Below are 24,485 nucleotides of genomic sequence, written 5' to 3'. Positions count from 1 at the left end.
AGCCTGCGCTCTTGGCCATGAGCGGTTGCAGGTCATGCGGCTGGTGCGTGCTGGCCACGGCGCAGACCAGGCCCTGGGGGGCGACCAGCCGCGTCATGCTGTCGAAGTAGCGATCGGTATCGTGTGCGCAGAGGATGCGCGGGAAGCTGTTGTCCGGCACCTGCGGCAAGGCGGCGTGCGGCATGACCTTGGAGGCGCCCATGTCGCGGCACCACCTGCGGCTCTCCTCGCGGCCGGCGGTCGCCGTCACGTCGATGCCGGCGCGCCGGGCCAGCTGCAGGACCATCGAGCCCAGTCCGCCGGCCCCGTTGATCACCAGCAGGGGGCGTGCTGCGTTCGACTCGCTCGGTTCCGGGGTGTAGCCCAGGCGGTCGAACAGGCATTCCCAGGCAGTCACGCTGGTCAACGGCATCGCGGCGGCCGCGGCGTGATCCAGGGTCTTCGGCTTGGCGGCGGCGATGCGCGCGTCGACGCAGTGCAGTTCGGCATTCGTACCCGGCCGGTCCATCTGCGCGCTGTACCAGACCTGGTCGCCGAGCGCGAAACCGGTGACTTCGGAGCCCACGCCGACGACCTCGCCGCAGGCATCCCAGCCGAGGATGGTGGGTGCGCCCGCCGGCGCCGGCCTGCCCCGGCGGAACTTGACGTCCACCGGGTTGACCGACACCGCGCGTGGCCGGACCAGCAGATCGCGCGGCCCGGGCTCGGGGGTGGGCGCGTCGAAATCCACCAGTGCGCACGGGTCATCAATGGGAAGGTTGTCGGTATAGCCTACCGCGCGCATCGCGATGACGCTCCCGGGTTCGATGGGGCCGAATCCTATCGCCTGCCTGTGCGCGAACGTGACAACGCACCGAGCCGACCTCGGTGACCCGTGCCAGGTTCCATTATCGGGAGCCGGGCCACGCATCCGGCCCTCATCTGCTTCCCTCGTCAGCCGCATCACGGGCAGCTACCTTGACCTAATCACCTTCACCCCATTTGGCCTCCCGCATGGATATCCCCACCTGCCACGCCGACGTCTCCTTCCGCCACGCCTCGCCGGCGGACGTGGACGCGCTGCCACCGGTGGCGCGGCGCATCTTCACCGAGACCTTCGGCGCCCGCTTTGCCGGCGCGGACTTCGATGCATTCTGCGACGCTGCCTACGGCCCTTCGGGAACGATGGCCCGTGACCTCGTCGACCCCACGATCGGTTGGCGCATCGCCGAGCAGGCGGGCGTGCCGGTCGGCTACGCCAAGCTCCGCGCGTGGGCGGGGATGCCGAGCGAGGCGGGCGCCATGGAGCTGCAGCAGATCTACGTGCTTTCCGCCTGGCACGGGAAGGGGCTTGCCGAAGCGCTCATGCACTGGGCGGTGGGCGAGGCTCTCGCGCGTGGTGCGCCATCGCTCTACCTGACGGTGTTCGACCACAACGAGCGCGCCAAGCGCTTCTACGCGCGGCATGGGTTTGCCGAGGTCGGGCACTGCGCGTTCCGGCTCGGCGACCGGGTGTACGACGACCGGGTGTGGCGCAAGCCGCTCGGCTGAAGGCTGTGCGCCTGTTTGGTGCAAGGCACGGGCGACGTCCGCGGATAAGCCGGCATGGATCCGGTGGGCGGCGAACAGGCCGAGCAAGGAGGCGGGGTGAGATGGCCCGGCTCTTTCCGCAGCCGCAGGCATCCTGCCGGAGCCGTCGTGGTGCGGTCAGCTTGAGCGGAAAGCTTGACCGCCGACGCTAGGGTTTGAGTTTTTCTCCCCTGCCCAGCATTTCGACGTACTGGGCGATTTTCCTTGCGCGGGTCTCCGCCTTCTTGACGCTCTGGATCCGGAACAGGATGGAAAACCGGTTCTGACTGTCGAGTGTCGCAAAGAACGCCTTGGCCTCCTTGTTGGCGTCAAGGGCTTGCTGCAAGTCGGCGGGGACGGTGGATCTGCTGGCCGATGGGTACGCTGCATCCCAGCGCCCATCCTGCTTCGCCCGGTGGATCTCGCGGAGTCCGGACGGGCGCATCCTTCCGCGGAGATCAGCGCCTCGGCTTTTTCCCTGTTGATCCTCGACCAGATGCTTTTGGCCGTCCTGGGCGTGAACCGCTGGAGCCAGTGGTGCTCGCTTTCCGCTTGTTTCCGACCATCGACCCAGCCGTGGCACAGGGCGCTCTCGAGTGCCTCGGCATGGGAGAGCGTTGGTCGTGCGGCAGTCTTCTTGGCGAGGCGCAACCACACGCCCGTTGCGGTGCCTTCGTTGAGCTCGAGCCAGGAGTCCCAGTCAGCTTGGGTCCTGAAGGTAAGTGTCGGTTCGCTCATCCATGTTTCCAGTGCGAGGCGGCTGACGGGGGCGGGTTCGACGAGGACGAGCGGCGAACGAATCCCGACCAGACGATGGCTGGGCGGAGCGGCCCGCTCCCGTTGTCCCGGGCGCAAAGATAATCCGATGCCGGCTTGCCGCGCGTGCCGTCCGCCCGACGGCCGCGAGTCGGCCCGTGGTGCGTCACGCCTGGCTACTGCTGCAAGCGGCGAGCGAGGGCGTCGGCGAGGGCGGCCAGCCAAAGCGAGCACGCGCTTGGTTTTGTGAAAGGGCGGCATGGGCAGGCCGCCAACCGGCCGGTGTCGCTTGCTGCCTGGTGATCGGCACCATGTCTATCGAGCGTGGGCCGGGCCTTCCTGGCGATGGATGTCTGCACCGTATGTGGTGCCGGCTGGGATGGGGTGGCCTGCGCGTGGATCCTGCCGGGGGCTGACTACTGGGGCATGCGTGTGTCGCCCCTTGCCATTACACATGGGTCCTGTTCATCGCACGGATCGGGAGAGGCAGGATGGCAAAGTGGTTGATGGTGGCGCTGGCGTCGGCGCTGGTGTGCTCGACGGCTGTGCAGGCGCAAGTGCCGCTCCCGCGGCTGGACCGGCAGGTGCCCGGGGTGCGCGCCAGGGTGCTGGTACTGGGTACCGTGCATCTGGGTCAGTTGCCCGAGCCTGTCGCCGCTGACGCGCTGGACCCGCTGCTGGACAGGCTGGCCGCGTACAAGCCGGACGTGATCACGATCGAGGCGATCTCCGGCCAGCGCTGCGAGATGATGCGGCATTACCCGACGCTCTACGACGCGGACAGCCTCGGGCACTTCTGCAGCACCCCGGACGATGCCCGGGTGGCCACCGGGCTGGATGTTCCTTCGGCGGTCGCCCGGGTACAGGACACCTTGCAGCACTGGCCGGCCAAGCCGGCGCCGGCTCAACGCCGGCACCTGGCAGCGCTGTTCATGGCGGCAGGCGATCGTACGTCCGCGCTCGTGCAGTGGCTGCAGCTCCCACCTTCCGACCGCCACGCAGGCGAGGGCCTGGACGACGCGCTGGTCAAGCAACTGCGTGCGCTGGCCGCCGACCACGACGAGAATGTCCTCATTGCGGCACGATTGGCCGCACGGCTCGGGCTGCAGCGCGTGTACCCGGTGGACGACCACACCGGCGATGCCTTTCCGGTCGATGACGTCAAGGCGTACGCGGCTGCGCTCGAGGGTGCATGGGGGACGTCCAGGAAGTCGACGGGGCCGGTCCGGGAGCACGAGAAAGCGCTCATCGATGCCGGCGACCTGCTCGGGTTGTACCGCTACATCAACCGGACCGGGGTGCTGCGCACGGTCATCGAAGGCGATTTCGGCGCAGCCTTGCGCGACACCTCGCCCCAGCATTATGGCCAGCTCTACGTGGCCGGCTGGGAAACGCGCAACCTTCGCATGGTGGCGAGCGTGCGCGAGGCCTTTGTCGAACGGCCGGGCGCCCGCGTGTTGTCCATCGTGGGCTCCGAACACAAGCCCTGGTTCGACGGCCTGCTCGGACAAATGCAAGACGTGGATGTGATGAACGTGGAGCAGGTGTTGGGTGGGCCCGCGAAGTAGCCTCCAGTCCTGCCAACCCGCTCCGGCAGTCGACCGTCGCGCACGCGCTGGACGATTTCGCCCGGCTGGCCGCGCTCGGCCTCGACGAAAAAATCGATCGCCCGGCCATCGCGGGGCCGGGCTTCGGGCGGGCCGACGATGGACACCAGTGTTCCTCCGGTGCCAACCTGCCCCGCGGAGTGCCTCCCGATGTCACCGCCGATCACATCGAACCAGGGTGTCGTGGTCGAGGTCGACAAACTCCTGGCACCGAAGTCGAGCGCCTTCCGGCCGTCGGCAGCCCTGCCGGCGCCGATGACGTAGGCGCCGGCTTCCCTCCCAGTTGCGTCACCACCGTGCCGACGGCGCCGGCCGCACCGACGAGGAGCCGGCCCGCGCGCGTCACGCCGCCTACTGCTGCAAGCGGTGCGCGAGCACGTCGGCCGCCTGCAGGGCCTGTTCCTCGGTCGGGAAGAACTCGTCGGCGCTCTCCGGTGGATGATCGGCAATCTGGACGGTGATCGTGTATTCGCCATCGTCGATCTTGCACAGCCACGCGATGTAGGGCCCGCGTTCGGTGTACCGGTCGCATCTATGGGTGCTCATCGGAAACGCCCCATGCCATTCGGTGCGCCCATGGTGCGCGCCCGTTCCCGGGGACAGCAAGCGCGGCAGGGGTGTGCCGGCTGCGAGGTCACGCCCGGCTGGTTTCAAGCCCGGAAACGGCCGGGCGGAGCGTATTACCCGTTCCTCCCGTGGACACAGACCCTGCCGGGGTGCCCACCCACGCGGCCGGTTCCTTGTGCGGGCGCGGGCGAGCTCTTGGGTTTTTTCCCATAACAAAACGCGACCGGGCGCATTAAATTCCGCCGGTGCCTGGGCTATGTGCCAGGCAGGCGCGCACGCCACGGGTCCGGCCCCGGTCGTTCCCCGTCGTTGCAGGGGGCCGTTGAGGGCGGCCAACGCGGGGTGAGCGCCCGTGAGGGGGCACGCAGGCGGCGTCAGCAACGGCCCGCGCGTCTTCGATCGCACCGCAAGCGAAGGATGGATTGGTCTTTGGAGATGGCGCCAGCGTGGTGCCATCACTCGCCGTCTCGACAAGGAGCTCGCATGAAGCGGTCGCATACAGGGCTTTGCAGCCTGGTTCTGTTTTCGTTGATCTTCCTTCTTCCGCTAAGGGCGCACGCCAACGGAAGCTGTCCTCCGATCCAGCAGTCGCCCAGCTGCGGCGTGTTGATCACCATCAACCCGAACGGATCGCTCACCTACCAGCGGGACCCGTCGGTGCCGCCGTACGACGGGGATGAAGACGTGCTGGTCGGCGTGGTGAACCATTCCGGCGCCACCGTGTACGGGATCTCGCTCAGCGGGCCGGACATCTTCGGCTTCGACGGCGACGGCGCCGGCCCCGGCGGCGGCTACGAGGGCCCCGGTACCTCGTTCACCATCGCCAACCCCAACCAGGGCGTCGTCAACTTCGGTGGGGGCCTGGCCAATGGGGGCTTCCGCTGGTTCAGCCTGGAGGGCAACCCCTCGGCCGCCTCGTTCGCGCGCACGGTGGCGATCGATCCCGGTCACGGCTACAGCTGCGGGGCCATCGGCGAAAACGTGGGCGCCGTGGGCGACGTCGACTACCCGGCCTCCAAGCCGCCGGCCGGCAAGCTGCATGAGGACGCCCTGACGGTGGATGTGGCGGCGAGGCTGCTGCCGATGCTGCGGTCCTCGGGCTATCGGGTCGTGGTGACCAAGACCAACCCCCAGATGTGCGTGACCTACCTGGAGCGGGGCGCGATTGCGGAGAAGGCCCGCGCCAACGTGTTCGTGTCCATCCATTTCAATGCGCCGGCGAAATTCGGCTGCAGCCTGTTCGACTACTGCAGCGGCACGTCCGCGCTCTACAACTCCCTGAAGTCCGATTCGCAGACGCTGGCGGCGAAACTGGCCTCCGCCGTGTCGGGCAGCATCGGCCTTCCCAACGCGGGAGTGGAAGACCGGCCGGGGCTGGCGGTGCTCAAGCCCACGGTCACCAGGATGACCGCGGCGATCGTCGAAGTGGCACGGCTGAACGAGCCGGATGAAGACACCATCCATGCAAGCAACGGACGCCAACAGGCTGCGGCGGGCATCAAGCAAGGCCTCGACGCCTTCTTGAACCAGTGACCCGGCCCACACACAGGGAGCGAACATGTCTATCAAGTTTCTTTCCGCGGCCGTGCTCGGCCTGATCTGCTGTATCGGCTCGGTGCATGCCTCCGACGATGCGACCGGCCCGCTGAGCAAGAGCGGCTCGCCCTCGCCTGACGGCAGCAAGGTGGTGTTCGAAGCGGACATGGATGGCACCGGCGACGCCATGCATCTGTGGGTGTGCAACCTCGACGGGAGCGACCTGCACCGGATCGTGACCGGCGCGCTGTCCGAGGGCGATCCGGCCTGGTCACCCGATGGCAGCCGCATCGCGTTCGAGGCGCTCGGCGCCGACGGCAACACCGACCTCTGGCTGGTCCATCCGGATGGCTCGGGCGCGATCCAGCTGACCCACGGCCTGGACAACAAGCAGGCGGCGTGGTCGCCCGACGGCCGCCAGATCGCCTACACCTCCAATGCCGGCGGCACCAACGACATCTGGATCATGGACGCCGACGGCCAGCACGCGCAGCGGCTGACCAGCCTGCCGGGCGAGGAGGACCATCCCAGCTTTTCGCCCGCGGGCGACCGGGTGGTGTTCTCGGAGACCGACCCGTCGGACTTCACGGCCAACCTGCAGATCGTCGCCTCGATGCCCGGCGCGGTGCCCCAGCCGCTGACGAACCGGGGCTTCCATGACTGGAACCCCTCCTGGGGGCCGCTGGGTATCGCCTTCGCCTCCGACCGCGACGCCACCGAGGGCTACGCCATCATGAAGGTGCAGCCGGACGGCAGCGGCCTGTCGGACGTCGGCAGCGTGCGTGCGCTCGATCCGGTATGGACCGGCGACGGGCGGCTCGTCTTCACCGACGAGATCAACGTGGCGCCGGCACTCGCCGCGGTCAGCCTCTACGATCCGTCCACCGGGCTGCGGCAGCGGATCGTGCGCAACGTGCTCAAGGTCGCGATCGACATCAAGCCGGAGTCGGATGCCAACGAGCTCAACCCTAACGAGCAGGGCAAGGTCTGGGTGGCGGTGTTGTCGCAGGACGGCCTGGCGGCGCCGGAAGACGTCGACCAGGCGACGCTGACCTTCGGCGGCACCGGCGCCGAGCCCTCCCTGGTCGACTGCCGCAAGCAGCCGCGCGACGTCGACGGCGACGGCCGGGATGACCTCGAATGCCGCTTCGACGTACCGACGGCGGCGCTGTCCGCCGCCAACCCCAAGGGCACCCTGCGCTTCCAGGCGAAGGGTGGCGCCCGCTACGAAGGCCAGGACGGCTTCGTGGTACCCGCCACGCGCTAGGGACCGGCACCGCGGGATCGAAAGGCCGGCGATGCCGCCGGCCTTTTCCTGATCGGAATCCAGGGCTGGGTTCGTAAGCGACGACGCTTCGCAACAAGAGCCCGGCTTCGACGTGTAGGTTCCGTGCGACCTCCGCTCTGACCGGCGCCGTCGGCGCCGGGTCATGCTCGACGGCACGCGCGCACCTTGCCGTGCCGGTTGCCCGGATAGTTGCCGGGGCGCCGGTACTAGCCCTCGACCCTCTCGCCCGGCCACTGCACTGCCGGCAACTGCTCGAATCCGGGCCGGGTGAACAGGTAGCCCTGGAACAGGTGCACGCCCATGGCTTGCAACCGTCGCCATTCCTCCAGGGTTTCCACGCCTTCGGCGACGACCCGGATGCCGAGTTCCGTGCACATGCCGAGCGTGTGGCGGACCAGGGTCTGGCGCACCGGATCGGTGTCGATGCCGCGGATGAGCGCCATGTCCAGCTTGATGAGATCGGGCTGGATGTCGGCCAGCAGCGCCAGTCCCGAGTAGCCGGCGCCGAAGTCATCCAACGCGGTCAGGAAGCCCTGGCGGGCGTACTCGTCGACGATGTGTCCCAGGTGGGCGTGATCGAGTGCCCTCTCGTTCTCCACGATCTCGAACATCAGCAGCTCGGTCGGGAAGCCCACCCGGCGCGCGGTGGCCAGCGTCGCCCGCAGGCAAGTGGCGGCCTGGTAGACGGCGTTGGGCTGGAAGTTGATGCTCAGGTGGCAGTCGATGCCCAGCCGTGCGGCGAGCGTCACCGCCTTGACCCGGCAGGCCTGGTCGAAGCGGTAGAGATTGTCCGCGTTCACCTGCGCCAGCACGCCGGCCGCGCCGCCGCCATCGGTGCCGCGCACGAGCGCCTCGTAGGCGAACACCCGGCGGCGGTCGGTATCCACGATGGGCTGGAACGCCATGCTGAAGTTGAAGCCCAGCGGGTCGCCATCGCGGCACGCGGCACAGGCGGACGATGGGCTCATGGGGCTGCTTCTCCGATGCGTCGGGGGCGGTGTGCCGGTGCGGGTGCGCGCCCGCGGCGCTCCCCGGCGGAATGCTTCGGCAGCCGCGCGGGCAGGCCGGCGGGTGCTTGCCGCCTGCGTTATCGGCACGGCCGCCCGGAACTGATGCGCTCAGCATGCCTCCGGCGATGTGGGCGGCAAGGGAAAACGGCGGAGGACGGGGCCTTGCCGCCGTGGGTGACCCACCCGGTCCATCACGCCCGCGCGATGGCTGCAGACTGGCCGGGGCGACGCGGCGGGCAGGGGCAGGTCCACGCCGGGTCGACGGCCTGGGCGCGTTCACCGCCGTGCGCCAGCGCGCGCCTGACGCCGGTCATGCGGACCGCGCCCCCGCGCGCTACGCTGCCGCCTCCCCAACGACGGCCCGTCCCATGTTCGCATCGCTGCCGGCGCTGCTGCGCGTCCCGCTCGCCCTGCTCCTGCTCCTCGCCAACACGGTGCTGCATGTGCTGGTGCTGTTCGCCCTGACGCTGGTGAAGTTGCTGCTGCCGCTGCACGGTGCGCGCGTGCGGCTGTCGCGGGCACTGGTGGCGATCGCGGAGAGCTGGATCGGGGTCAACGGCACGCTGTTCGACCTGTTCACCCGTACCCGCTGGCGGATCGAGGGGCTGGAGGGCCTGGAACGCCACGGCAACTACCTGGTGCTGTGCAATCATCAGAGCTGGGTGGACATCCCGGTGCTGCAGAAGATCTTCAATCGCCGCATTCCCTTCCTGCGCTTCTTTCTCAAGAGCCAGCTGATCTGGGTGCCGCTGTTGGGGCCGGCCTGGTGGGCGCTGGATTTTCCCTTCATGAAGCGCCACTCGCGCGCGCAACTGGCCCGGCATCCGGAACTGGCCGGCAAGGACCGCGAGACCACCCGCCGCGCCTGCGCGAAATTCCGCCACCTGCCCGTGTCGGTGATGAATTTCGTCGAGGGTACGCGCTTCACCCGCGCCAAGCACGATGCGCAGGGTTCGCCCTACCGCCACCTGTTGCGCCCCAAGGCCGGCGGCGTCGCGTTCGTGCTCGATGCGATGGGCGAGGGCCTGCACGCCATCCTCGACGTCACCATCGTCTATGCGCAGGGCGCCGGCTCCATGATGGATCTCGTCGCCGGCCGCATGCGCGACATCCGCGTGCATGTCCGCCAGCGCGCCATCGATCCGGCACAGCGCGGCGACTATGAGAACGACGCGGCGTTTCGCGCGCGCTTCCAGGCGTGGATCAATGCGCTATGGGCGGAGAAGGATGCCGAGGTCACGCGATTGCTGGCCATGTAGGACCGAGCCGAAGGGCCTGTCGCCTGGCGCCTGCCGACCGAGTGCTCTCGATCGGGGCTGGCTGGGAAGAACACCTCTTGATGGCCCATGTCCCTGGGATCCGGCACCGGCGATGGCGAGCCGGTGCGCGTCACGCGGTGCGCCTGGCACCTTGGTGCTCCTGCATCCGTTCCTGCGCGACGCACAGCTCCTGTCCGCCTTCCGGCACGACACGCAGGTAGTCGCCCGAGGGTTGCAGCAGCGAGGCGCTGGCATTGTCGCGAAGGTAAAGCTCCAGGTGCTGCCGGATGCGCTGCCGGTGGCGCTTGATCTCGATGGGAAACGCCACCTCGATGCGGCGGTCGAGGTTGCGTTCCATGAGATCGGCACTGGACGGGTAGACGATCTCCTCGCCGCCGTTGGCAAACCAGTAGATGCGGCTGTGTTCGAGGAAGCGGCCGATGACCGAGCGCACCCGGATGTTGTCCGAAAAGCCCGGGACGCCCGGGCGCAGGCAGCACATGCCCCGCACGATGAGGTCGATGCTGACGCCCGCCGCACTGGCGCGATAGAGCGCGCGGATGATCCGGGCGTCGGTCAGGGCGTTCACCTTCAGGACGATGCGGGCCGGTTCCCCGGCGGCCGCGCGGCGGGCCTCCTCGGCGATCAGTGTGAGCAGCGTGCGCTTCAGGGTGAAGGGCGCATGCAGGATCTTTTTCATCGGCAGGAGCTTGCCCATGCCGGTCAGCTGGGTGAACAGCTGGTGTGCGTCCTCGCACAGGGCCTTGTCGGACGTGAGCAGGCTGTAATCGGTGTAGAGCCTGGCGTTGCCGGTGTGGTAGTTGCCCGTGCCCATGTGGGCGTAGCGCACCAGCTTGTTGCCTTCACGGCGCTGGATCACCAGCAGCTTCGCGTGCGTCTTCACCCCTACCACGCCGTAGACCACGGTGGCGCCGGCGGTCTGCAGGCGGGTGGCCAGCGCGAGGTTGGATTCCTCGTCGAAGCGCGCCCGCAGTTCGACCACCACGGTCACCTCCTTGCCCGCGCGTGCGGCATCCACCAGCGCACTGACGATCTCGGAATGGGCGCCACTGCGGTAAAGCGTCTGCTTGATCGTGAGGACGTCCGCATCCTTGGCCGCCTGCCGCAGCAGGTCCACGACCGGTGCGAAGGAATCGTACGGGTGCAGCAACAACAGCCCGTGCCGCGCCACCACCTCGAACAGGCCCTGCGATTTCTTCAGGGCCCGCGGCAGGGCAGGCGAGAGAGGGGGAAATTGCAGGGCCGGTCGGCCACTGTCGGTGGCCAGGGCAAACAGCCGGGCCAGGTTGACCGGGCCGTTGACCTCGTAGAGATCGGCATGCGCCAGGCCGAACCGGCCCAGCAGGAACGCCACCACGTCGGCGGGACAGTTGTCGGCCACCTCCAGGCGGACGGCATCGCCGAACCGGCGGGAATACAACTCGCCCCGCAGCGCGAGTGCCAGGTCCTCGACGTCTTCCGGGTCGATCGTCAGGTCGGCGTTGCGCGTGAGGCGGAACTGGTAGCAGCCGAGCACCTCCATGCCCGGAAACAGGTCGGCGGCCTGGGCATGGATGATCGAGGAAAGCAGGACGTAGTTGTCGCCCCCGCCGCACACCTCGTCCGGCAGGCGGATCAGGCGCGGCAGGACGCGCGGCGCCGGCACGATCGCCAGGCCGGAGTCACGCCCGAACGCATCGATGCCTTTGAGGCGCACGATGAAATTGAGGCTCTTGTTGACCAGCAGCGGGAAAGGATGGGTCGGGTCCAGCCCGATCGGGGTCACCAGCGGCGCCACCTCGCGGCGGAAGTGGTGGCGCAGCCAGTGGAGCTGCCTGGAGGTCCAGTGTTCCCTGCGCAGGATGCGGATGCCGTTCGCGTCCAGCTCCGGCAGGATGCGCTCGTTGAGGATGGCGTACTGGCGCTCGATGTGGTGGTGCGCCAGGGCACTGATCCGTTCCAGCACCGCGCGTGGGCCCAGGCCATCCGGGCCGGCGAACTCGCGCTCGAAGGCGATCTGCCGCTTGAGGCCCGCGACGCGGATCTCGAAGAACTCGTCCATGTTGCGCGAGAAGATCAACAGGAACTTCAGCCTCTCCAGCAGCGGCGTGCGCGCGTCCAGGGCCTGGTCGAGCACACGGATGTTGAACTGCAGCTGGGAGAGTTCGCGGTTGATGTACAGCGCGCTGTCGGTGAGGTCCTGGTCCGGTGGTCCGGGTTCGGCAGGTTCATGCAGCTGCGGCGCAGCGAGATCGGTGGCGCGGCTCATGGTCCTCGATCGTGTGGCCGTACGGAGCGTATCCCTGCCGAGCCTCGGGTCCCGTGGTTACACCGGTGTTACACCGGCGAGGCGCCGCGCCCGGCAGACCCTACGGGATGACGGGCACCCTTCCGCCTGCCTGGTCCAAGGCAAGTGGCCCTCACGGCGGCCTTGCGCGGCATCAACCGCCGAAAGCCCGCAGCCCGGCAACCGGGTTACCCGGTGCCTTGCCATGCGCCCTGCGACGGCCGAGTTGCCGCGGCTCCGGCAGGTGCCGCCAAAGCAGCACCGATCCCGGCAGGCGTGCTTTGGGCCATCGCGTACGGAGGTCCAGCAGGGCCGCCTCGACGCTGTCGTGGCGCCCCACCTCGCGCTCATCGAGCAGTGCCCGCCACCCCCGGCCGTGCTTCACGATGCGGGCGAGTCCGGGGGCGCAGGGGTGGACGTACTGGGTCACGGCCGGAGACCTTCGGGGAGGGATGCGCAGTGTTGCCGCCGCGGATGACGACTTCTTTGCGCCCGGAAGATGCGGGCATGAAACGTGGGCGGGGAGGCATTCGCGCGCTTGCCGGTCTCGTGGTGCGCGGGACGCCGCGGAAACAGGCGCGAAAGACATGGCTGGCTGCGCCTCGAAGCAGGGTTCGAGCGGGAAGGCTCCCTGCGTCCTGTGCCGCCGAGCCATGACGGCCCGCGTCCCCGGGCGTATCGTGCCGCCACACGACAGACGCGAGGGAGTGGTCATGGGGAACACGGGCAGCGGTTTCGGGGTTTGGGTGGCGGCGGCGTGGATGTTTGCGCTCGCGTTGCCTTGGCAGGCGGTACGGGCGGGGGCGGCCGAGCAGTCGTCATCGACGGTATGGGTTACGCCGGTGATCGCCGGTTTCGGCAAGGTCCATCCGCGACCGGATGCGGCGGTTCAGCCGGATCCGGCGGTCGACTACCGCATCTTCGTGCGGGTGACCGACGACGGGAAGCAGCCGGGCAAGCGCATGCGCGCGCTGGACCGGCTCGCCCGTCTGGTCAACCTGATGGGGGTGGCCAAGGTGCCGTCCTCGCACGTGCACATCGTGGCGCTGCTCGACGGCGAAGCCTCGCTCGCCGCGGCGAGCGACGCCACCTACCGCCGTTTCACCAAGGTGCCGAAGAACCCGAACCTGGCGATCATCCATGCCCTGCGGCAGGCCGGCGTCGAGTTGCTGGTCTGTGCGCAGGCACTCGCCACGGAGAACCTGCCCGACAGCGCGGTCGTGCCGGACGTGACCGTCTCCCTGTCGGCACTGACCGATATGGTGGTGTACGGGCAGAAGGGCTACAGCTACGTGCAGCTCTGAAGGCACGGAAGGACGGTCGCGCTGCCGCGGGACGGGCTTGGGTCACTCGCCCCGGGGTGAGCCGTCATGCGGCGCAGCCGAGCGGCGCGTTTTCCGGTTCAACGAAACAGAGCCACCGAACGGTGGCCCTGCTTTTCGCGTGGCAGCGGGGCTGCCGGTGGAAGGCTTTCGGTGCTACTGCGAGCACCCGATGGGCGAGCAGGAGCCGCCGTGTCCGCAGGGCGACTTGTCGGTGATCCGGTAGGCCGACGTGGTGCCCCAGCTGGTGTGCTTGCCGGTGCAATACAGGTCGTACTCGCCCACGATCTTGGTGTGCGAGGCGTCGGAGAAATAGACGGTCTCGATTTCGTAGGAAGGGGCCGCAAGCGAGATGGCGCTGACCGTCAGCGCCGACATGGCCACGAGACCCGCGATTACCGTGCGATTGAGCTTCATGCTGATTTCATCCCTAAATGCGGCCCATCCGGCCGCGCCCGGATTGCGGCACGGGCCGCTGGGACTGTCAAGCAGGCGCGCGCCCGCCCGTTTCGTGAAATGCTTTGCGGGGAAGAGGGGCGCCGCAGCGCTTCCCGTATTCGATGGAGCGAGCGGGCCTCGGGCGCTTGCAGGGACCCATGGAGGGCACGATGACCACGCGAGGATCGCAACGATGACGATGGGCTGGACGCTTGCGGGAACCTTCACGCAGCTGATGCTGGCGGGCTTCCTCTTCATGATGGTGGTCTTTTCGGCCTCCGGGATAGGCAACGGGGTTGTCCTGGGCAGACTGCAGCTGGCGATCTTCAACGCGTCGGTGTTCGTGCTTCCGGCGCTTTGCGTGCTGAGTGCCGGCATCGTGGTGTACCTGCACCTGCATGGCGGTGGTGCTTCGTCGTACGCGTGGTATGCCATGCCCCTGGGCGCCATGGCGGTCTACCTCGTGTACGCCGTCGCCGTGGCGAGGAGCGGGCCTGGCAGGTTCGACCGGCCGCACCAGCCGCCCGGCTGGCGCCCGGAAGCCGGCGCGCGCGATCGACGTCAGTAGGGCGGCGCTCTGCGCTGGCGTTGCGCCCTGGCTGCCTCGACCCACCAGTCGAGATCGTCGGCGAAACGGGCAAACGACCGCTCCAGGAACCTGCCCGCCTCGCCCACGGGCTCGCCGCTGGGGTCGAGCGTCTGGGCAATGGGGCCCACGGTCACCGTGCTGGAGATGACCACCATCCCCATTTCCGAGAGCGTGCCGTGCCAGAGCAGGTTCGCGCGGGCGCCGCCGATCCGTCCGGCCGAGTAGCTGACGATGCCGGCCGGGCGCCAGAACCATTCCTCCAGGAAATGATCGGTGAGGTTCTTCAGGCCCGGCTGCATGCCCCAGTTGTACTCGCCGGTGACGAACACGAAGCCGTCCGCCGCGCGGATCTGCTGCGCAAGGGTTTCCATCGCCGGCGGGGCCTCGCCGGGCGGGTATTCCTTGTACATCCGGTCGAGCATGGGCAGGCCCACACGCCGGGCGTCGACGAGCTCGGCGTCGGCGCCGCGCGCGACGAGCCGGCGCGTCACGTACTCGGCCAGGCGGATGCCCGCGCGATCGGAGCGGTAGGAGCCATACAGCACGAGGATACGGTCGGACATGGCGGTTCGCCGAGGCGTCAGCGGGTGGTTGCCCATCATCTCACCACGCCGGCGCGCGGGCGGGCTTCCTCTCGTCGGCAGCCGGGCTCTTCCTCACCAGGCGTGCAGCGCCCGCGGGGCGGTCGCCCGGCGGGCCCGATGTCCGACTGCACGGACGGCGCGCTCGCGCTAGGATGCCCCGGCGACGGGCGCTCCGCCCGCGGCCGATGTGCCCCCTCCCCAGAAGGAACGCCATGAGCATGCATTGCGCAACGCGGCGGGGTGTCCGCCGATGACCCTGCTGCAGACCGAGGCGTCCGCGGCCACCACCGTCGACCCGGTCATCGTGGTCAGGGGCCTGGACAAGACCTACGCCTCCGGCTTCCGGGCCCTCAAGCCGATCGACCTGAGCATCCGCCGCGGCGAGATCTTCGCGCTGCTCGGCCCCAACGGCGCCGGCAAGACCACGCTGATCAGCATCATCTGCGGCATCGTCAACCCGGGTAACGGCTCGATCACCGTGGACGGCCACGACGTGGTACGCGAGTTTCGCGCCACCCGTTCGCGCATCGGGCTGGTACCGCAGGAACTGACCACCGACGCCTTCGAGACGGTGTGGAACACGGTCAGTTTCAGCCGTGGCCTGTTCGGCCTGCCGCCCAAGCCGGCGCACATCGAGCAGGTGCTGCGCGACCTGTCGCTGTGGGACAAGCGCAACAACAAGATCATGACGCTTTCCGGCGGCATGAAGCGGCGCGTGATGATCGCCAAGGCCCTTTCGCACGAGCCGAACGTGCTGTTCCTGGACGAACCGACGGCCGGCGTCGACGTCGAGCTGCGCCGCGACATGTGGAACCTGGTGCGGCGCCTGCGCGACAGCGGCGTGACCATCATCCTGACCACGCACTACATCGAGGAGGCCGAGGGCATGGCCGACCGCGTGGGCGTGATCAACAAGGGCGAGCTGATCCTGGTCGAACAGACCGCCACGCTGATGCACAAGCTGGGCAAGAAGGAGCTCACCCTGCAACTGCACGACCCGCTCGGGACCGTGCCGCCGGCGCTCTCGCGCTACGGGCTGGTGCTGTCCGCCGACGGCACCGAACTTACCTATACCTACGACACGCAGGCCGAGCACACCGGCATCACCGCGCTGCTCGGCGACCTCGCCGACGCCGGCATCCGCTTCCGCGACATCAGCACGCGCCAGAACTCGCTGGAAGAGATCTTCGTCGACCTGGTGAGGAGCCGCTGATGAACTGGTACGCCATCGCCGCCATCTACAAGTTCGAGATGGCCCGCACGCGGCGCACGCTGATGCAGTCGATCGCCTCGCCCGTGCTCTCGACCTCGCTGTACTTCGTGGTGTTCGGCTCCGCCATCGGCTCGCGCATCACCTCGGTGGAGGGGGTGAGCTACGGCGCCTTCATCATTCCGGGCCTGATCATGCTGTCGTTGCTGATGCAGAGCGTGTCGAACGCCTCGTTCGGCATCTACTTCCCCAAGTTCACCGGCACCATCTACGAGATCCACTCGGCGCCGGTTTCGTTCGTGGAGATCGTCGCCGGCTACGTCGGCGCGGCGGCGACCAAGTCGGTGATCGTGGGCGTGATCATCCTGGCCACGGCGCGGCTGTTCGTCGACTACCACATCGCCCATCCGCTGCTGATGGTCGCCTTCCTTCTGCTGACCGCGATCACCTTCAGCCTGTTCGGTTTCATCATCGGCATCTGGGCGGACAACTTCGAGAAGCTGCAGGTGATCCCGCTGCTGGTGATCACGCCGCTGACTTTCCTCGGCGGCAGCTTCTATTCGATCCACATGCTGCCGCCGCTGTGGCAGAAGATCACCCTGCTCAACCCGGTGGTCTACCTGGTCAGCGGCTTCCGCTGGAGCTTCTACGATCTGGCGGACGTGGGTGTCGGAGCGAGCCTGGCGGCCATTACCGGTTTTCTGGTCGCCTGCCTGGCCGCCATCGGGTGGATCTTTCGCACCGGGTACAAGCTCAAGAGCTGAAGGTGCGAAAAGGCGGGCCGGCCAGGAGTATGAGTGGGGCGGCGAATACCTTGAGGCGGGAAAACCGGGTTATATTGAGAAAATCCGCGCTGGCCTGTCCGGCCCTCTCCGCCGCACGGCCTGCGTCACCACGGAACTCGGTTTTCCGGTAGCACCGACCACGCTCGATTCAAGGAAGCGACGATGTCGATGGGATGGACAATCGCGGGAACGTTCGGCCAGCTGCTGCTGGCGGGACTCCTTTTCATGGCGGTGGTCTTTTCGGCCGGTGGGGTCCCGCCGGCCAGGCTGCAGCTCGCGGTCCTCAACGTGTCCATGTTCGTGCTGCCGGCGCTGTGCGTGCTGAGTGCCGGCGTGGTGGCCTACATGCACGCGCATGGTGGCGGTGCTTCGTCGTACTGGTGGTACGCCATGCCGCTGGCTGCGGCGCTGCCATGCGTCGTGTACGTGCTCGCCCTGGGCCACCGATCAGGCACGGGTTGAAAACAGGAAGCGGAGCAGGGCCCACAGGCGGCAACGGGTGCCGTGCTTCGTCTGGAACGACTTCTTGGGCAGGCAGGAGAGGGGGAAGGGATGAATCGTTCAAGCTATCCGGCACGGATCGGCCGTGTCTCCGTTGTCGCATGGCTGGCCACGGGGCTGATGGGGTTGGCGGGGTGCGCATCGGCACCGGTCGCTTCTCCAGCCGCGGCGCGGCCACAGCCATCGTCCCAGCCGCCGCAGGCGCTGACGTTTCACGGGTATCCATGGCCGCTGGACGCACAGGGGCGTCCGCTCGAGGGCACGACATTTGTCATGGCGCTCGTCGGTGTGAGCGGGCGGGTGACCGAGGTCTGCATCGATCGCAGCAGCGGCCACGCCGAGCTGGATCGGCTGGCGGTACGGTGGTTGGCCGATGAACACTTCTATCCGAGCCTCAAGGCCGGCAAGCCGATCAGTGGCTATGCGCGGATGCCGGTGGTGTTCGCGCCAAACCCCAAGGCACCCGGGCCGTTCCCGAAGACGTTGTGCCAGACAAAGCCCATCGAGGACGTGCTGAGCAGCCTGTGAGGCACGTCAACCAGGAGGAGGGGATGCGCTACCAGGGACGAATCACGCGCTGGCACGATGAGCGGGGCTTCGGCTACATCACGCCCCACGGCAGCGGCGACGACCTGTTCGTGCACGTGCGGGCGCTGAGCGGGTGGCGCACCCGGCCGGCAGTTGGCGAGATCGTGACCTATGGTCACGCCCGTGACGCGCGCGGTCGCCCTTGTGCCGCCGCCGTGAGGCGGGTGGATCTGCGTCCCGCCCGCATGGCTCCCCGGCCGGCAACGCCCGACCGGGGCGTTGGCTGGTTGCCGGCCGGCTTCATGGCGGCGCTGGTTGCCGCGGTCGTGACCGGGCGGCTGCCCATCGCCGTGCCGGCAGCGTGCGCCGTGGTGAGTGCGCTGACGTTCGTGGTCTATGCGCTGGACAAGTCCGCCGCGAGGCAAGGCCGCTGGCGTACCCGCGAGCAGACCCTGCACCTGCTTGCCCTTGCAGGTGGCTGGCCCGGCGCCCTGGCCGCGCAGCGCCTGCTGCGGCACAAGTCGCGCAAGGCCTCGTTCCGAGGCGTGTTCTGGCTCACCGTACTCGCCAACGTGGCAGGCGTGGCGTGGCTGGCGTCCGCGCGTGGCGCTGCCTTCCTCGAGGCCTTGCGGCACGGCTAGCGGCACAAGCCACGAAGCAAGGCAGCCGGCAACCGGCGTGGAACGGTGGGGAAAGGGGACACGCCCGGCCTCCGGATGCGAGGGGTGCGTCCGGTTTCACCCCGCGTGCCCATCTCGCGCGTTATCTCTGAGTGACCGGGAACCGGGGGCATCGACGCCGGGCGTACATGCGCCTGGCCCGTTTCGCGAGGTCCCCCCATGGCGCGAGCGCTTGCGCATTACCTGATCGGCGCACTGATCCTGCTGGCGGTGCTGGTCATCGGCCTGATCGTCTTCGTGTACTCGGGGGCGTACTACATCGGCGCCGACCGGCCGCACACCCGACCGGTGCTGTCCCTGATGCGTACGCTGCGCGAGCGCGCCATCGACTCCCGTGCCGAGGACGTGCAGTTGCCGGCCGACCTTGGCGATCCCGCGGTGATCGCCAAGGGAGCCGCCCGTTACGACAGGATGTGCACCGGCTGCCACCTGAAACCCGGCCAGGCAAGTGGCGAGCTGCATACGGCGCTCTACCCGCAACCGCCCAGGCTGGCCGGGCACAGGGTGGAACCCAGGGAGGCGTTCTGGGTCATCAAGCACGGCATCAAGATGACCGCCATGCCTGCCTGGGGCGAGGTGGACGGGGATGAGGAACTCTGGTCCATCGTCGCCTTCCTGCAGAAGCTGCCGTCGCTGGATGCACAGCAGTACCGGGCCATGGTTGCCTCGCCTGCCGCGCGCTCCCGGGAGGCCGGTGGCGGGGCGCAAGAGGGCGAAGGCCAGTAAGGGGGCCAAGCGATAAACGGGGAGCCTGTGCGTGGGCGCTGCGGCTCTCCCGTGGTGTGCCCTTGCCGGGAGTCAGCTCTCCGGTCACGCCCCGATCGGAGGCCGGCACACGTGGGAGCCCGTGGGGATGGTGCAGGGCACCCTGGTTCCCGGGGCGCGGGGTTCGACCGTGCGGGTGGCCGCATCGTGCAGGACGAAACTGATGGTCTGGTGGAAGCGAGCCGTCGTCGGCACCGCGGGCGGGACATATCGCCAGCCGCTCAGCGCCGTCAGGGCCGCCTGGTCGAACACGCCTTCGGGCTCGGAGCGGATTACGCGCATGTCCCGTACCCGGCCATGCCGGCCGAGATCGAACTCGATCACCACCGCCCCCTCGATCCCCGCCTCCAGTGCCTGCCGGGGATAGACCGGCGGTTGCATGCGCACGGGCGTAGGGGCGGTGGTGGCTGCGGGGAACACGGCGTCGACGCGTTCGGCAAGGGCCGGCGGCAACACGCGACCGGCAGGGCGCAGGATCGCCAGTGGTGCATCGACGGCGCTGGCGTCGAGCAGGTCGCGCCGGTTTACCTCGGCCTGCAGGGGGATGTCCGGGATCGGGTCAGGCCGGGTGGCGGGGCGGGGGTAGGCGGGCGCGGTGCGCCGCGGGGCCAGATCGGGCAGCTGCCAGGTCGGCGGAAGCGTCGGGTGGTCGATCGCCAGCCACGTCGGTCGCGAGGGGTCCGGCTGCCAGATGCCGGGAATGACCAGGTTCCATTCGTGCGACGCCACGGCCGCCACCAGCAGCAGGCCCAGGCCCATGGCCGCCAGCCGGGCCGGTGATCCATGTCCGGCGTCCACGCCTTCGGCAGCCGCGATGAGCCGCACGCGTCCGAGCAGCAGGCCCCCGTTGGAGGCGAGGACGGTCGGCCCGTGTTCCCGCAACTCGCCCAGGGTCGCCAGCGCCTCGATGTACTCGCGACGGCTGCCCGGGCGGGCGGACACGACCATCGCATCGCTGCAGACCTCCCGTTCGTTGCGTACGTCGCGGGAGATCCAGCGCACCACGGGGTGATGGAAGTAGAGCGTCTCGATGACGACCTGCAGCAGGTTGATCAGCGGGTCCAGGCGCCGGACGTGCGCCAGCTCGTGCGCCAGCACCAGCTCGAGCTGCACCACCGGCATCCGGCACACCACCGCGACCGGCAGCAGGATGACCGGTCGGAGCATGCCGATCAGGACGGGGCTGCTCACCGCGTCGCTGCAGAGGACCTTCACCCGCCCCGCGAGCCCGAACGCGGCAGCGAGACGGTCGAGGCGCTGCTGCCACTGGGGCGATGCCTGCGCCGACTGCACCAGCCGGCGCAGGTCCAGCCACTGCAGCCCGGCACGTGATGCGAGCAGCAACACCCCGCTCGACCAGGCCAGGGTGATCCAGGGCAAGGCGGCGTCGAATCCCCTTGCCTGCGAGAGCACGGCCAGGGCGGGGCCGGCCAGGCTGCCTCCCGTGCCAGGCGTTGCGACCAGCGGGGCCAGCGTGTCGCCGGCCGCCGACGGTGCCACTTGCCGCCAAAGCATCGCCAGGGTCACCGCCTGCATCAGGACCAGCGAGCCCATCGTCGCCAGACCGAGGCGATAACGCGCCTCGCCCCGGGACACCACGCTGCGGCAGGTCCCATAGACCAGGCCGAGCAGCAGCCCCTGCCACAGGGAGTGGACCAGCGCCCACCCGATCAGCCTCGCCGCCGCCAGCGCCGCATCCATCAGGATTTCCCCTTGTCGAGCTCGTCCAGCATGTCCCGGATCGCCTTCAGTTCCTCGGGGCTGGCCTTGTCGCTGCCCAGCGCCTGCATCACCAGCTGGGACGAAGAGCCATCGAAGAGCCGCCGGGCCAAGTCGCGCAGGAACCACCGCTGCGTGTGGTCCTTGCTGATCGCCGGACGGTACACGTGGGCGCGCGACGAATCGTCCCGCAACACCAGTCCCTTGGCGTGCATGACCTGCAGCAGCTTGAGGGCGGTGGTGTAGCCGCCCTGACCGCCACGGAGCACCTCGTGCACCTCGCGTACCGTGCACGCCTGGCGCTCCCAGAGCACCCGGAGGATCTCGAGCTCGGCCTCGGTCGGCCTTGGCAACGGGGGAGAGCCGGTCTTCAACGCGAATGCCCTCGATGATCGATCAACTGACCATCCGCAGTATGCGGATGGTCAGGCGTCAGTGACCACCCCTGAGCTGGGGATTGTTCCGCCGCGTGTCGTCCAGGAACTGTTGCGTCTGGCGGCGCTGGAGCTCCTGGTCGCGGTAGGTCGTGCACATGGTCTTGCGGATGTGCGATCCGACCGGCGCGACCGATTCGCAGATGCGTCGATTGCCGTCACGGTGCCGCAGGATCTCGTTGACCTCTTCCTGGTCGTTGTAGAGCTTGATCTTGGCCGCCTCGTTCATCTGGTCGACCGTCCCGTAGGTATTGAACAGGGACATCATTTCATCGAGGCGATTGTCGACCGTTTCGCGTTCCTTGCTGTCGACGAACTCAAAGCGGCCGCCCGGCACCATCTCCTGATGTACCGCGGCCACCACGGCGGTGAAATCGGCCTTGGTCTCCGCCTTGACGATCGGCTTGTCCTTGGCATGGGCGATGCCCCCCTGGCAGAACCCGACCAGAACCATTGCCCCCACCATCCATTTCCGCAACTGCATGCGACCTCCCCAGGCCCCGCCGCCGCCAGGATGGCGGCGCTCTCGACGGGCCTGGCGATACTAGTCCCGCCCAAAAACGGTTGTCAACGAAGGTTTTCGTACATCTGTTTTCGTAAGCAGTGAAGCCCCCCGGGCCGCGCCGGTTCCATCCCGCCGGGAGCGATGCCGTCGGCACCCGCCATCGCGCAGCGCTCCCGCGCAACGGACATATACTCCGGCCGGGACGCACAGGGAGTCGTGGACATGCTGCGTTTGTTCGGAGTCGGCCTGGCGGTGTTGCTCGCAAGTCAGGCGTGGGCGGACGGTTGCCACCTGACCAGCTACGGGACCTTGCCGGTCTCCATGATCGGCGAAAGGGCGACCACCACGGTCAGTATCGATGGCCGGGACACGCGGTTCATCCTCGACACCGGGGGCAGCTTCAACCTGATGTCGAGGGCCAGGGCCTCGGCGCTGGGGCTACGGGTGTCGCCTGCGCCATTCGGTCTGCGCATCAGTGGCATCGGCGGGACGTCCAACGTCGAGCAGGCGCGGGTCCGGAAGTTCGGCATCCTCGGCGCAACGCTCGAGAACATCGATTTCATCGTCGGCGGCACCGATACCGGCGACGGCCTGCTCGGCGCCAACCTGCTCGATGCCGGCGACCTGGAGATCGATCTTGCGCACGGCAAGATGACGCTCTTCAAAACCGATCATTGCGACCGGACCGCGCTCGCGTACTGGACGAAGGACGGGCGCTACGAGGTCGCGGAGACCCGGCCGTCGCGCCAGGCCTACGACCGGCGCACGTTCGTCGATGTGACGGTAAACGGCACCAAGGTGCTGGCCGTGCTCGACTCCGGAGCGCCTGCGACGCTGATCACCCGCAAGGCCGCCGAGCGGGCCGGGATCGACATGCACGGGTCGGGCGTCACGGCGTCCGGAAAGGGCATGGGCTCGGGGGCAAGAGCGCTCGATACCTGGGTGGCCCGCATCGATGCGTTCTCGGTGGGTTCGGAGACGATCCGGCACAGCAAGATGCAGGTCATCGACGGGAAGCTGGGTGATGACCGGACCGACATGTTGCTGGGCGTGGATTTTCTGCTTGCCCATCATGTGTACGTGGCCAATGGCCAGAAGAAGATCTATTTCACCTACAACGGCGGGCGCGTGTTCACCTACGCCGATGCGCCGGGCAGTGACGGGACCACGGCCGCAGGCAGCGAGCCGGCACTCGGGAGTGCGGGCGACTACGCCTTGCGGGGCCGCGCGCACCTGTCGCGCGGCGAATCGAAGGCTGCCGTGGCGGACCTGGACGAGGCGATCCGGAGGGCGCCCGACCATGCCGATTACTACCTCGCACGTGCGCGTGCGAAGGCCGGCGAGCACCCTGAGGCCGCCCTCGCCGATCTGGACAAGTCGCTGGAGCTGGATCCGAAGAATGCCGATGCATGGCTGATGCGCGCCCAGCTTCGCTTCCGGCAGAAGGACCGCGCGGGTGCCGCCTCCGATGCGGCGGCCGCAAGCGCCCTGGTGCCCGCGGGATCGGAGCAGGCGCGTTCGATCGCGGGCCTCTATGTCGCGCTCGACCAGCCCGCCGCGGCGTTGCCGCTGCTCGACCCGTGGATCCGCCTGCACCGCGATGACGCCACGCTCGGTGCCGTGCTCAACGAGCGCTGCTGGGCGCGAGGCCTCAGCAACCGGATGCTCGAGGGCGCGTTGAAGGACTGCCGCAAGGCGATCAAGCGCGATGGCAAGGAACCGGCCTACCTCGACAGCCTCGGCCTGGTTCAGCTGCGGCTGGGGCATTACGCCGAGGCGATCGACGCATACCGGCAGGCGATCGCGCAGAGACCGGATTCCGCATGGACCCGCTACGGCCTGGGCCTGGCGAAGATCCGCGCCGGGCAGGCGGAAGCGGGCGAGGTCGATCTCGCGGCCGCGCGCCGGCTGGATCCGCAGATCGAAACGCGGGCGGCCAGGTATGGGCTGACGGCCGGGGCGCCATAGGGGTCAGGCTTGCCGGACCCACGTGGCCCGGCGCGCCTTCGGGCCGAAACGGCGATCTTCCCCGGCCATCGGGATTCGCGGAAGCGCCGGGTCGCAGCCCCGCGGTCGCCCGGCGACTAGCTCTCCCGCCCGGCCGACCAGCGTCCTGGCGCGGCCTGCGGTCGCAGGGTCTGGACGATGATCGTGCGCAGCGCCGCGACGATGGTTTCCAGCGCCATCGAGGCCGCGGCACCGGGCTGTCGTGCGGCCTGTTCGGGCAGGTAGGGCACGTGCACGAAGCCACCCGGCACCTGCGGCCGGTTCCGCAGGGCGTGCATCAGCGCGTAGAACACCTGGTTGCAGACGTAGGTGCCGGCGCTGTACGAGATCGCGGCGGGAATGCCCTCCCCGCGCAGTGCCTGCAGCGCCGCCTTCAGCGGCAGCGTGGCGAAGTACGCATCGGGCCCGCCGGCGATCACCGGCTCGTCGATCGGCTGGGTCCCGGCGTTGTCCGGGATGCGCGCATCGATCAGGTTGATCGCCACCCGTTCCAGCGAGATCTCCGCCCGCCCGCCGGCCTGGCCCACCGCGATCACCGCGCGCGGCGCGTGCGTGCGCAA

At 68.6% G+C, this 24,485-nt stretch carries 26 protein-coding genes; 14 read left to right on the top strand and 12 right to left on the bottom strand.

Going from position 1 to position 24,485, the window contains the following annotated elements; genetic code table 11:
- Positions 1 to 784, bottom strand: a 784-nt coding sequence (locus VFH59_RS07725; RefSeq protein WP_325164305.1) for a zinc-binding alcohol dehydrogenase family protein, incomplete at its 3' end; no start/stop codon positions are given.
- Positions 785 to 993: 209 nt separating this feature from the next.
- Here VFH59_RS07725 and VFH59_RS07720 point away from each other — a divergent pair.
- Entirely contained in the window at positions 994 to 1,530 is a 537-nt protein-coding gene (locus VFH59_RS07720) for a GNAT family N-acetyltransferase (RefSeq protein ID WP_325164304.1), read from the top strand.
- A 187-nt stretch (positions 1,531 to 1,717) separates the two neighbouring features.
- Here VFH59_RS07720 and VFH59_RS07715 read toward each other — a convergent pair whose 3' ends face one another.
- Positions 1,718 to 1,993 (bottom strand): YdeI/OmpD-associated family protein, encoded by a 276-nt coding sequence (locus VFH59_RS07715; protein WP_325164303.1) that lies wholly within the window; start codon positions 1,991 to 1,993, stop codon positions 1,718 to 1,720.
- Positions 1,994 to 2,795: 802 nt separating this feature from the next.
- Between VFH59_RS07715 and VFH59_RS07710 the strand changes: the two genes are divergently transcribed.
- Positions 2,796 to 3,872 (top strand): DUF5694 domain-containing protein, encoded by a 1,077-nt coding sequence (locus VFH59_RS07710; protein ID WP_325164302.1) that lies wholly within the window; start codon positions 2,796 to 2,798, stop codon positions 3,870 to 3,872.
- Positions 3,873 to 4,262: 390 nt separating this feature from the next.
- Here VFH59_RS07710 and VFH59_RS07705 read toward each other — a convergent pair whose 3' ends face one another.
- Positions 4,263 to 4,457: a hypothetical protein gene (locus VFH59_RS07705; protein ID WP_325164301.1), complete on the bottom strand. Its 195-nt coding sequence runs from the start codon at positions 4,455 to 4,457 to the stop codon at positions 4,263 to 4,265.
- Between the two features lie 624 nt (positions 4,458 to 5,081).
- Between VFH59_RS07705 and VFH59_RS07700 the strand changes: the two genes are divergently transcribed.
- Both VFH59_RS07700 and VFH59_RS07695 read left to right on the top strand, forming a co-directional pair.
- Positions 5,082 to 6,011, top strand: coding sequence for an N-acetylmuramoyl-L-alanine amidase (locus VFH59_RS07700; RefSeq protein ID WP_325164300.1), 930 nt, complete (start codon positions 5,082 to 5,084; stop codon positions 6,009 to 6,011).
- Between the two features lie 25 nt (positions 6,012 to 6,036).
- Positions 6,037 to 7,281 carry a hypothetical protein gene (locus tag VFH59_RS07695; protein WP_325164299.1) on the top strand — a complete coding sequence of 415 codons (1,245 nt, stop codon included), beginning with the start codon at positions 6,037 to 6,039 and terminating at the stop codon, positions 7,279 to 7,281.
- Between the two features lie 227 nt (positions 7,282 to 7,508).
- On the opposite strand, the gene VFH59_RS07690 is transcribed toward VFH59_RS07695, so the two are convergent.
- Complete coding sequence (locus VFH59_RS07690) at positions 7,509 to 8,270, bottom strand: EAL domain-containing protein (RefSeq protein WP_325164298.1); 762 nt, start codon at positions 8,268 to 8,270, stop codon at positions 7,509 to 7,511.
- Positions 8,271 to 8,680: 410 nt separating this feature from the next.
- Here VFH59_RS07690 and VFH59_RS07685 point away from each other — a divergent pair, with 410 nt between their 5' ends.
- On the top strand, positions 8,681 to 9,571 hold the full coding sequence (locus tag VFH59_RS07685; protein ID WP_325164297.1) for an acyltransferase: 891 nt from the start codon (positions 8,681 to 8,683) through the stop codon (positions 9,569 to 9,571).
- A 130-nt stretch (positions 9,572 to 9,701) separates the two neighbouring features.
- Here the strand turns inward: VFH59_RS07685 and ppk1 are convergent, their stop codons facing one another.
- Together ppk1 and VFH59_RS07675 are read right to left on the bottom strand one after the other, a co-directional pair.
- On the bottom strand, positions 9,702 to 11,840 hold the full coding sequence (gene ppk1 / locus VFH59_RS07680) for a polyphosphate kinase 1 (RefSeq protein WP_325164296.1): 2,139 nt from the start codon (positions 11,838 to 11,840) through the stop codon (positions 9,702 to 9,704).
- A gap of 172 nt (positions 11,841 to 12,012) precedes the next feature.
- Positions 12,013 to 12,288: a hypothetical protein gene (locus VFH59_RS07675; protein ID WP_325164295.1), complete on the bottom strand. Its 276-nt coding sequence runs from the start codon at positions 12,286 to 12,288 to the stop codon at positions 12,013 to 12,015.
- A gap of 283 nt (positions 12,289 to 12,571) precedes the next feature.
- Here VFH59_RS07675 and VFH59_RS07670 point away from each other — a divergent pair, with 283 nt between their 5' ends.
- The gene (locus tag VFH59_RS07670; protein ID WP_325164294.1) at positions 12,572 to 13,162 is read left to right on the top strand and encodes a DsrE family protein; all 591 of its coding nucleotides are present in this window, start codon (positions 12,572 to 12,574) and stop codon (positions 13,160 to 13,162) included.
- A gap of 174 nt (positions 13,163 to 13,336) precedes the next feature.
- Here the strand turns inward: VFH59_RS07670 and VFH59_RS07665 are convergent, their stop codons facing one another.
- A complete protein-coding gene (locus VFH59_RS07665) occupies positions 13,337 to 13,597 on the bottom strand; it encodes a DUF6289 family protein (protein ID WP_325164293.1) in 261 nt (86 codons plus the stop codon).
- A gap of 214 nt (positions 13,598 to 13,811) precedes the next feature.
- Between VFH59_RS07665 and VFH59_RS07660 the strand changes: the two genes are divergently transcribed.
- The gene (locus VFH59_RS07660) at positions 13,812 to 14,186 is read left to right on the top strand and encodes a hypothetical protein (RefSeq protein WP_325164292.1); all 375 of its coding nucleotides are present in this window, start codon (positions 13,812 to 13,814) and stop codon (positions 14,184 to 14,186) included.
- On the opposite strand, the gene VFH59_RS07655 is transcribed toward VFH59_RS07660, so the two are convergent.
- The gene (locus VFH59_RS07655; protein ID WP_325164291.1) at positions 14,180 to 14,770 is read right to left on the bottom strand and encodes an NAD(P)H-dependent oxidoreductase; all 591 of its coding nucleotides are present in this window, start codon (positions 14,768 to 14,770) and stop codon (positions 14,180 to 14,182) included. The genes VFH59_RS07660 and VFH59_RS07655 overlap by 7 nt on opposite strands.
- Before the next feature lie 271 nt (positions 14,771 to 15,041).
- Here VFH59_RS07655 and VFH59_RS07650 point away from each other — a divergent pair, with 271 nt between their 5' ends.
- The 6 genes from VFH59_RS07650 to VFH59_RS07625 all read left to right on the top strand — a co-directional run bounded on the left by VFH59_RS07650 (position 15,042) and on the right by VFH59_RS07625 (position 19,221).
- On the top strand, positions 15,042 to 16,004 hold the full coding sequence (locus tag VFH59_RS07650) for an ABC transporter ATP-binding protein (RefSeq protein ID WP_325164290.1): 963 nt from the start codon (positions 15,042 to 15,044) through the stop codon (positions 16,002 to 16,004).
- Entirely contained in the window at positions 16,004 to 16,765 is a 762-nt protein-coding gene (locus VFH59_RS07645) for an ABC transporter permease (RefSeq protein WP_325164289.1), read from the top strand. Before VFH59_RS07650 ends, VFH59_RS07645 begins: the two co-directional genes overlap by 1 nt.
- Positions 16,766 to 16,948: 183 nt before the next feature.
- The gene (locus tag VFH59_RS07640; protein ID WP_325164288.1) at positions 16,949 to 17,248 is read left to right on the top strand and encodes a hypothetical protein; all 300 of its coding nucleotides are present in this window, start codon (positions 16,949 to 16,951) and stop codon (positions 17,246 to 17,248) included.
- Between the two features lie 90 nt (positions 17,249 to 17,338).
- A complete protein-coding gene (locus tag VFH59_RS07635; RefSeq protein ID WP_325164287.1) occupies positions 17,339 to 17,815 on the top strand; it encodes an energy transducer TonB in 477 nt (158 codons plus the stop codon).
- A 23-nt stretch (positions 17,816 to 17,838) separates the two neighbouring features.
- The gene (locus VFH59_RS07630; RefSeq protein ID WP_325164286.1) at positions 17,839 to 18,456 is read left to right on the top strand and encodes a cold shock and DUF1294 domain-containing protein; all 618 of its coding nucleotides are present in this window, start codon (positions 17,839 to 17,841) and stop codon (positions 18,454 to 18,456) included.
- Positions 18,457 to 18,654: 198 nt separating this feature from the next.
- On the top strand, positions 18,655 to 19,221 hold the full coding sequence (locus VFH59_RS07625; RefSeq protein WP_325164285.1) for a cytochrome c: 567 nt from the start codon (positions 18,655 to 18,657) through the stop codon (positions 19,219 to 19,221).
- 84 nt (positions 19,222 to 19,305) lie between these two features.
- Here VFH59_RS07625 and VFH59_RS07620 read toward each other — a convergent pair whose 3' ends face one another.
- From VFH59_RS07620 to VFH59_RS07610, 3 genes are all read right to left on the bottom strand, one after another.
- A complete protein-coding gene (locus VFH59_RS07620) occupies positions 19,306 to 20,961 on the bottom strand; it encodes a M56 family metallopeptidase (RefSeq protein WP_325164284.1) in 1,656 nt (551 codons plus the stop codon).
- A complete protein-coding gene (locus tag VFH59_RS07615; protein WP_325164283.1) occupies positions 20,961 to 21,332 on the bottom strand; it encodes a BlaI/MecI/CopY family transcriptional regulator in 372 nt (123 codons plus the stop codon). The genes VFH59_RS07620 and VFH59_RS07615 overlap by 1 nt, the downstream gene beginning before the upstream one ends.
- A 79-nt stretch (positions 21,333 to 21,411) precedes the next feature.
- Complete coding sequence (locus VFH59_RS07610; protein ID WP_325164282.1) at positions 21,412 to 21,897, bottom strand: hypothetical protein; 486 nt, start codon at positions 21,895 to 21,897, stop codon at positions 21,412 to 21,414.
- A gap of 162 nt (positions 21,898 to 22,059) precedes the next feature.
- On the opposite strand from VFH59_RS07610, the gene VFH59_RS07605 reads away from it, so the two are divergent.
- Complete coding sequence (locus VFH59_RS07605) at positions 22,060 to 23,886, top strand: aspartyl protease family protein (protein ID WP_325164281.1); 1,827 nt, start codon at positions 22,060 to 22,062, stop codon at positions 23,884 to 23,886.
- Positions 23,887 to 24,002: 116 nt separating this feature from the next.
- Here VFH59_RS07605 and VFH59_RS07600 read toward each other — a convergent pair.
- Positions 24,003 to 24,485 (bottom strand): pyroglutamyl-peptidase I (locus VFH59_RS07600; RefSeq protein WP_325164280.1); only part of this gene is annotated, 483 nt, incomplete at its 5' end.

Origin of the sequence: Frateuria sp. (assembly GCF_035695185.1) — a bacterium.
Taxonomy (GTDB): domain Bacteria; phylum Pseudomonadota; class Gammaproteobacteria; order Xanthomonadales; family Rhodanobacteraceae; genus Frateuria_A.
Note: the sequence above shows the minus strand (reverse complement) of the source record. Positions and strands in the feature narration are given on the sequence as shown.

Bases quoted from the DNA above. Each gene is read 5' to 3' on its own strand.
- VFH59_RS07720 (WP_325164304.1), top strand. From the start codon at position 994: ATGGATATCCCCACCTGCCACGCCGACGTCTCCTTCCGCCACGCCTCG.
- VFH59_RS07715 (WP_325164303.1), bottom strand. From the start codon at position 1,993: ATGCGCCCGTCCGGACTCCGCGAGATCCACCGGGCGAAGCAGGATGGG.
- VFH59_RS07710 (WP_325164302.1), top strand. From the start codon at position 2,796: ATGGCAAAGTGGTTGATGGTGGCGCTGGCGTCGGCGCTGGTGTGCTCG.
- VFH59_RS07705 (WP_325164301.1), bottom strand. From the start codon at position 4,457: ATGAGCACCCATAGATGCGACCGGTACACCGAACGCGGGCCCTACATC.
- VFH59_RS07695 (WP_325164299.1), top strand. From the start codon at position 6,037: ATGTCTATCAAGTTTCTTTCCGCGGCCGTGCTCGGCCTGATCTGCTGT.
- VFH59_RS07690 (WP_325164298.1), bottom strand. From the start codon at position 8,270: ATGAGCCCATCGTCCGCCTGTGCCGCGTGCCGCGATGGCGACCCGCTG.
- VFH59_RS07685 (WP_325164297.1), top strand. From the start codon at position 8,681: ATGTTCGCATCGCTGCCGGCGCTGCTGCGCGTCCCGCTCGCCCTGCTC.
- ppk1 (WP_325164296.1), bottom strand. From the start codon at position 11,840: ATGAGCCGCGCCACCGATCTCGCTGCGCCGCAGCTGCATGAACCTGCC.
- VFH59_RS07670 (WP_325164294.1), top strand. From the start codon at position 12,572: ATGGGGAACACGGGCAGCGGTTTCGGGGTTTGGGTGGCGGCGGCGTGG.
- VFH59_RS07665 (WP_325164293.1), bottom strand. From the start codon at position 13,597: ATGAAGCTCAATCGCACGGTAATCGCGGGTCTCGTGGCCATGTCGGCG.
- VFH59_RS07660 (WP_325164292.1), top strand. From the start codon at position 13,812: ATGACGATGGGCTGGACGCTTGCGGGAACCTTCACGCAGCTGATGCTG.
- VFH59_RS07655 (WP_325164291.1), bottom strand. From the start codon at position 14,770: ATGTCCGACCGTATCCTCGTGCTGTATGGCTCCTACCGCTCCGATCGC.
- VFH59_RS07650 (WP_325164290.1), top strand. From the start codon at position 15,042: ATGACCCTGCTGCAGACCGAGGCGTCCGCGGCCACCACCGTCGACCCG.
- VFH59_RS07645 (WP_325164289.1), top strand. From the start codon at position 16,004: ATGAACTGGTACGCCATCGCCGCCATCTACAAGTTCGAGATGGCCCGC.
- VFH59_RS07640 (WP_325164288.1), top strand. From the start codon at position 16,949: ATGTCGATGGGATGGACAATCGCGGGAACGTTCGGCCAGCTGCTGCTG.
- VFH59_RS07635 (WP_325164287.1), top strand. From the start codon at position 17,339: ATGAATCGTTCAAGCTATCCGGCACGGATCGGCCGTGTCTCCGTTGTC.
- VFH59_RS07630 (WP_325164286.1), top strand. From the start codon at position 17,839: ATGCGCTACCAGGGACGAATCACGCGCTGGCACGATGAGCGGGGCTTC.
- VFH59_RS07625 (WP_325164285.1), top strand. From the start codon at position 18,655: ATGGCGCGAGCGCTTGCGCATTACCTGATCGGCGCACTGATCCTGCTG.
- VFH59_RS07620 (WP_325164284.1), bottom strand. From the start codon at position 20,961: ATGGATGCGGCGCTGGCGGCGGCGAGGCTGATCGGGTGGGCGCTGGTC.
- VFH59_RS07610 (WP_325164282.1), bottom strand. From the start codon at position 21,897: ATGCAGTTGCGGAAATGGATGGTGGGGGCAATGGTTCTGGTCGGGTTC.
- VFH59_RS07605 (WP_325164281.1), top strand. From the start codon at position 22,060: ATGCCGTCGGCACCCGCCATCGCGCAGCGCTCCCGCGCAACGGACATA.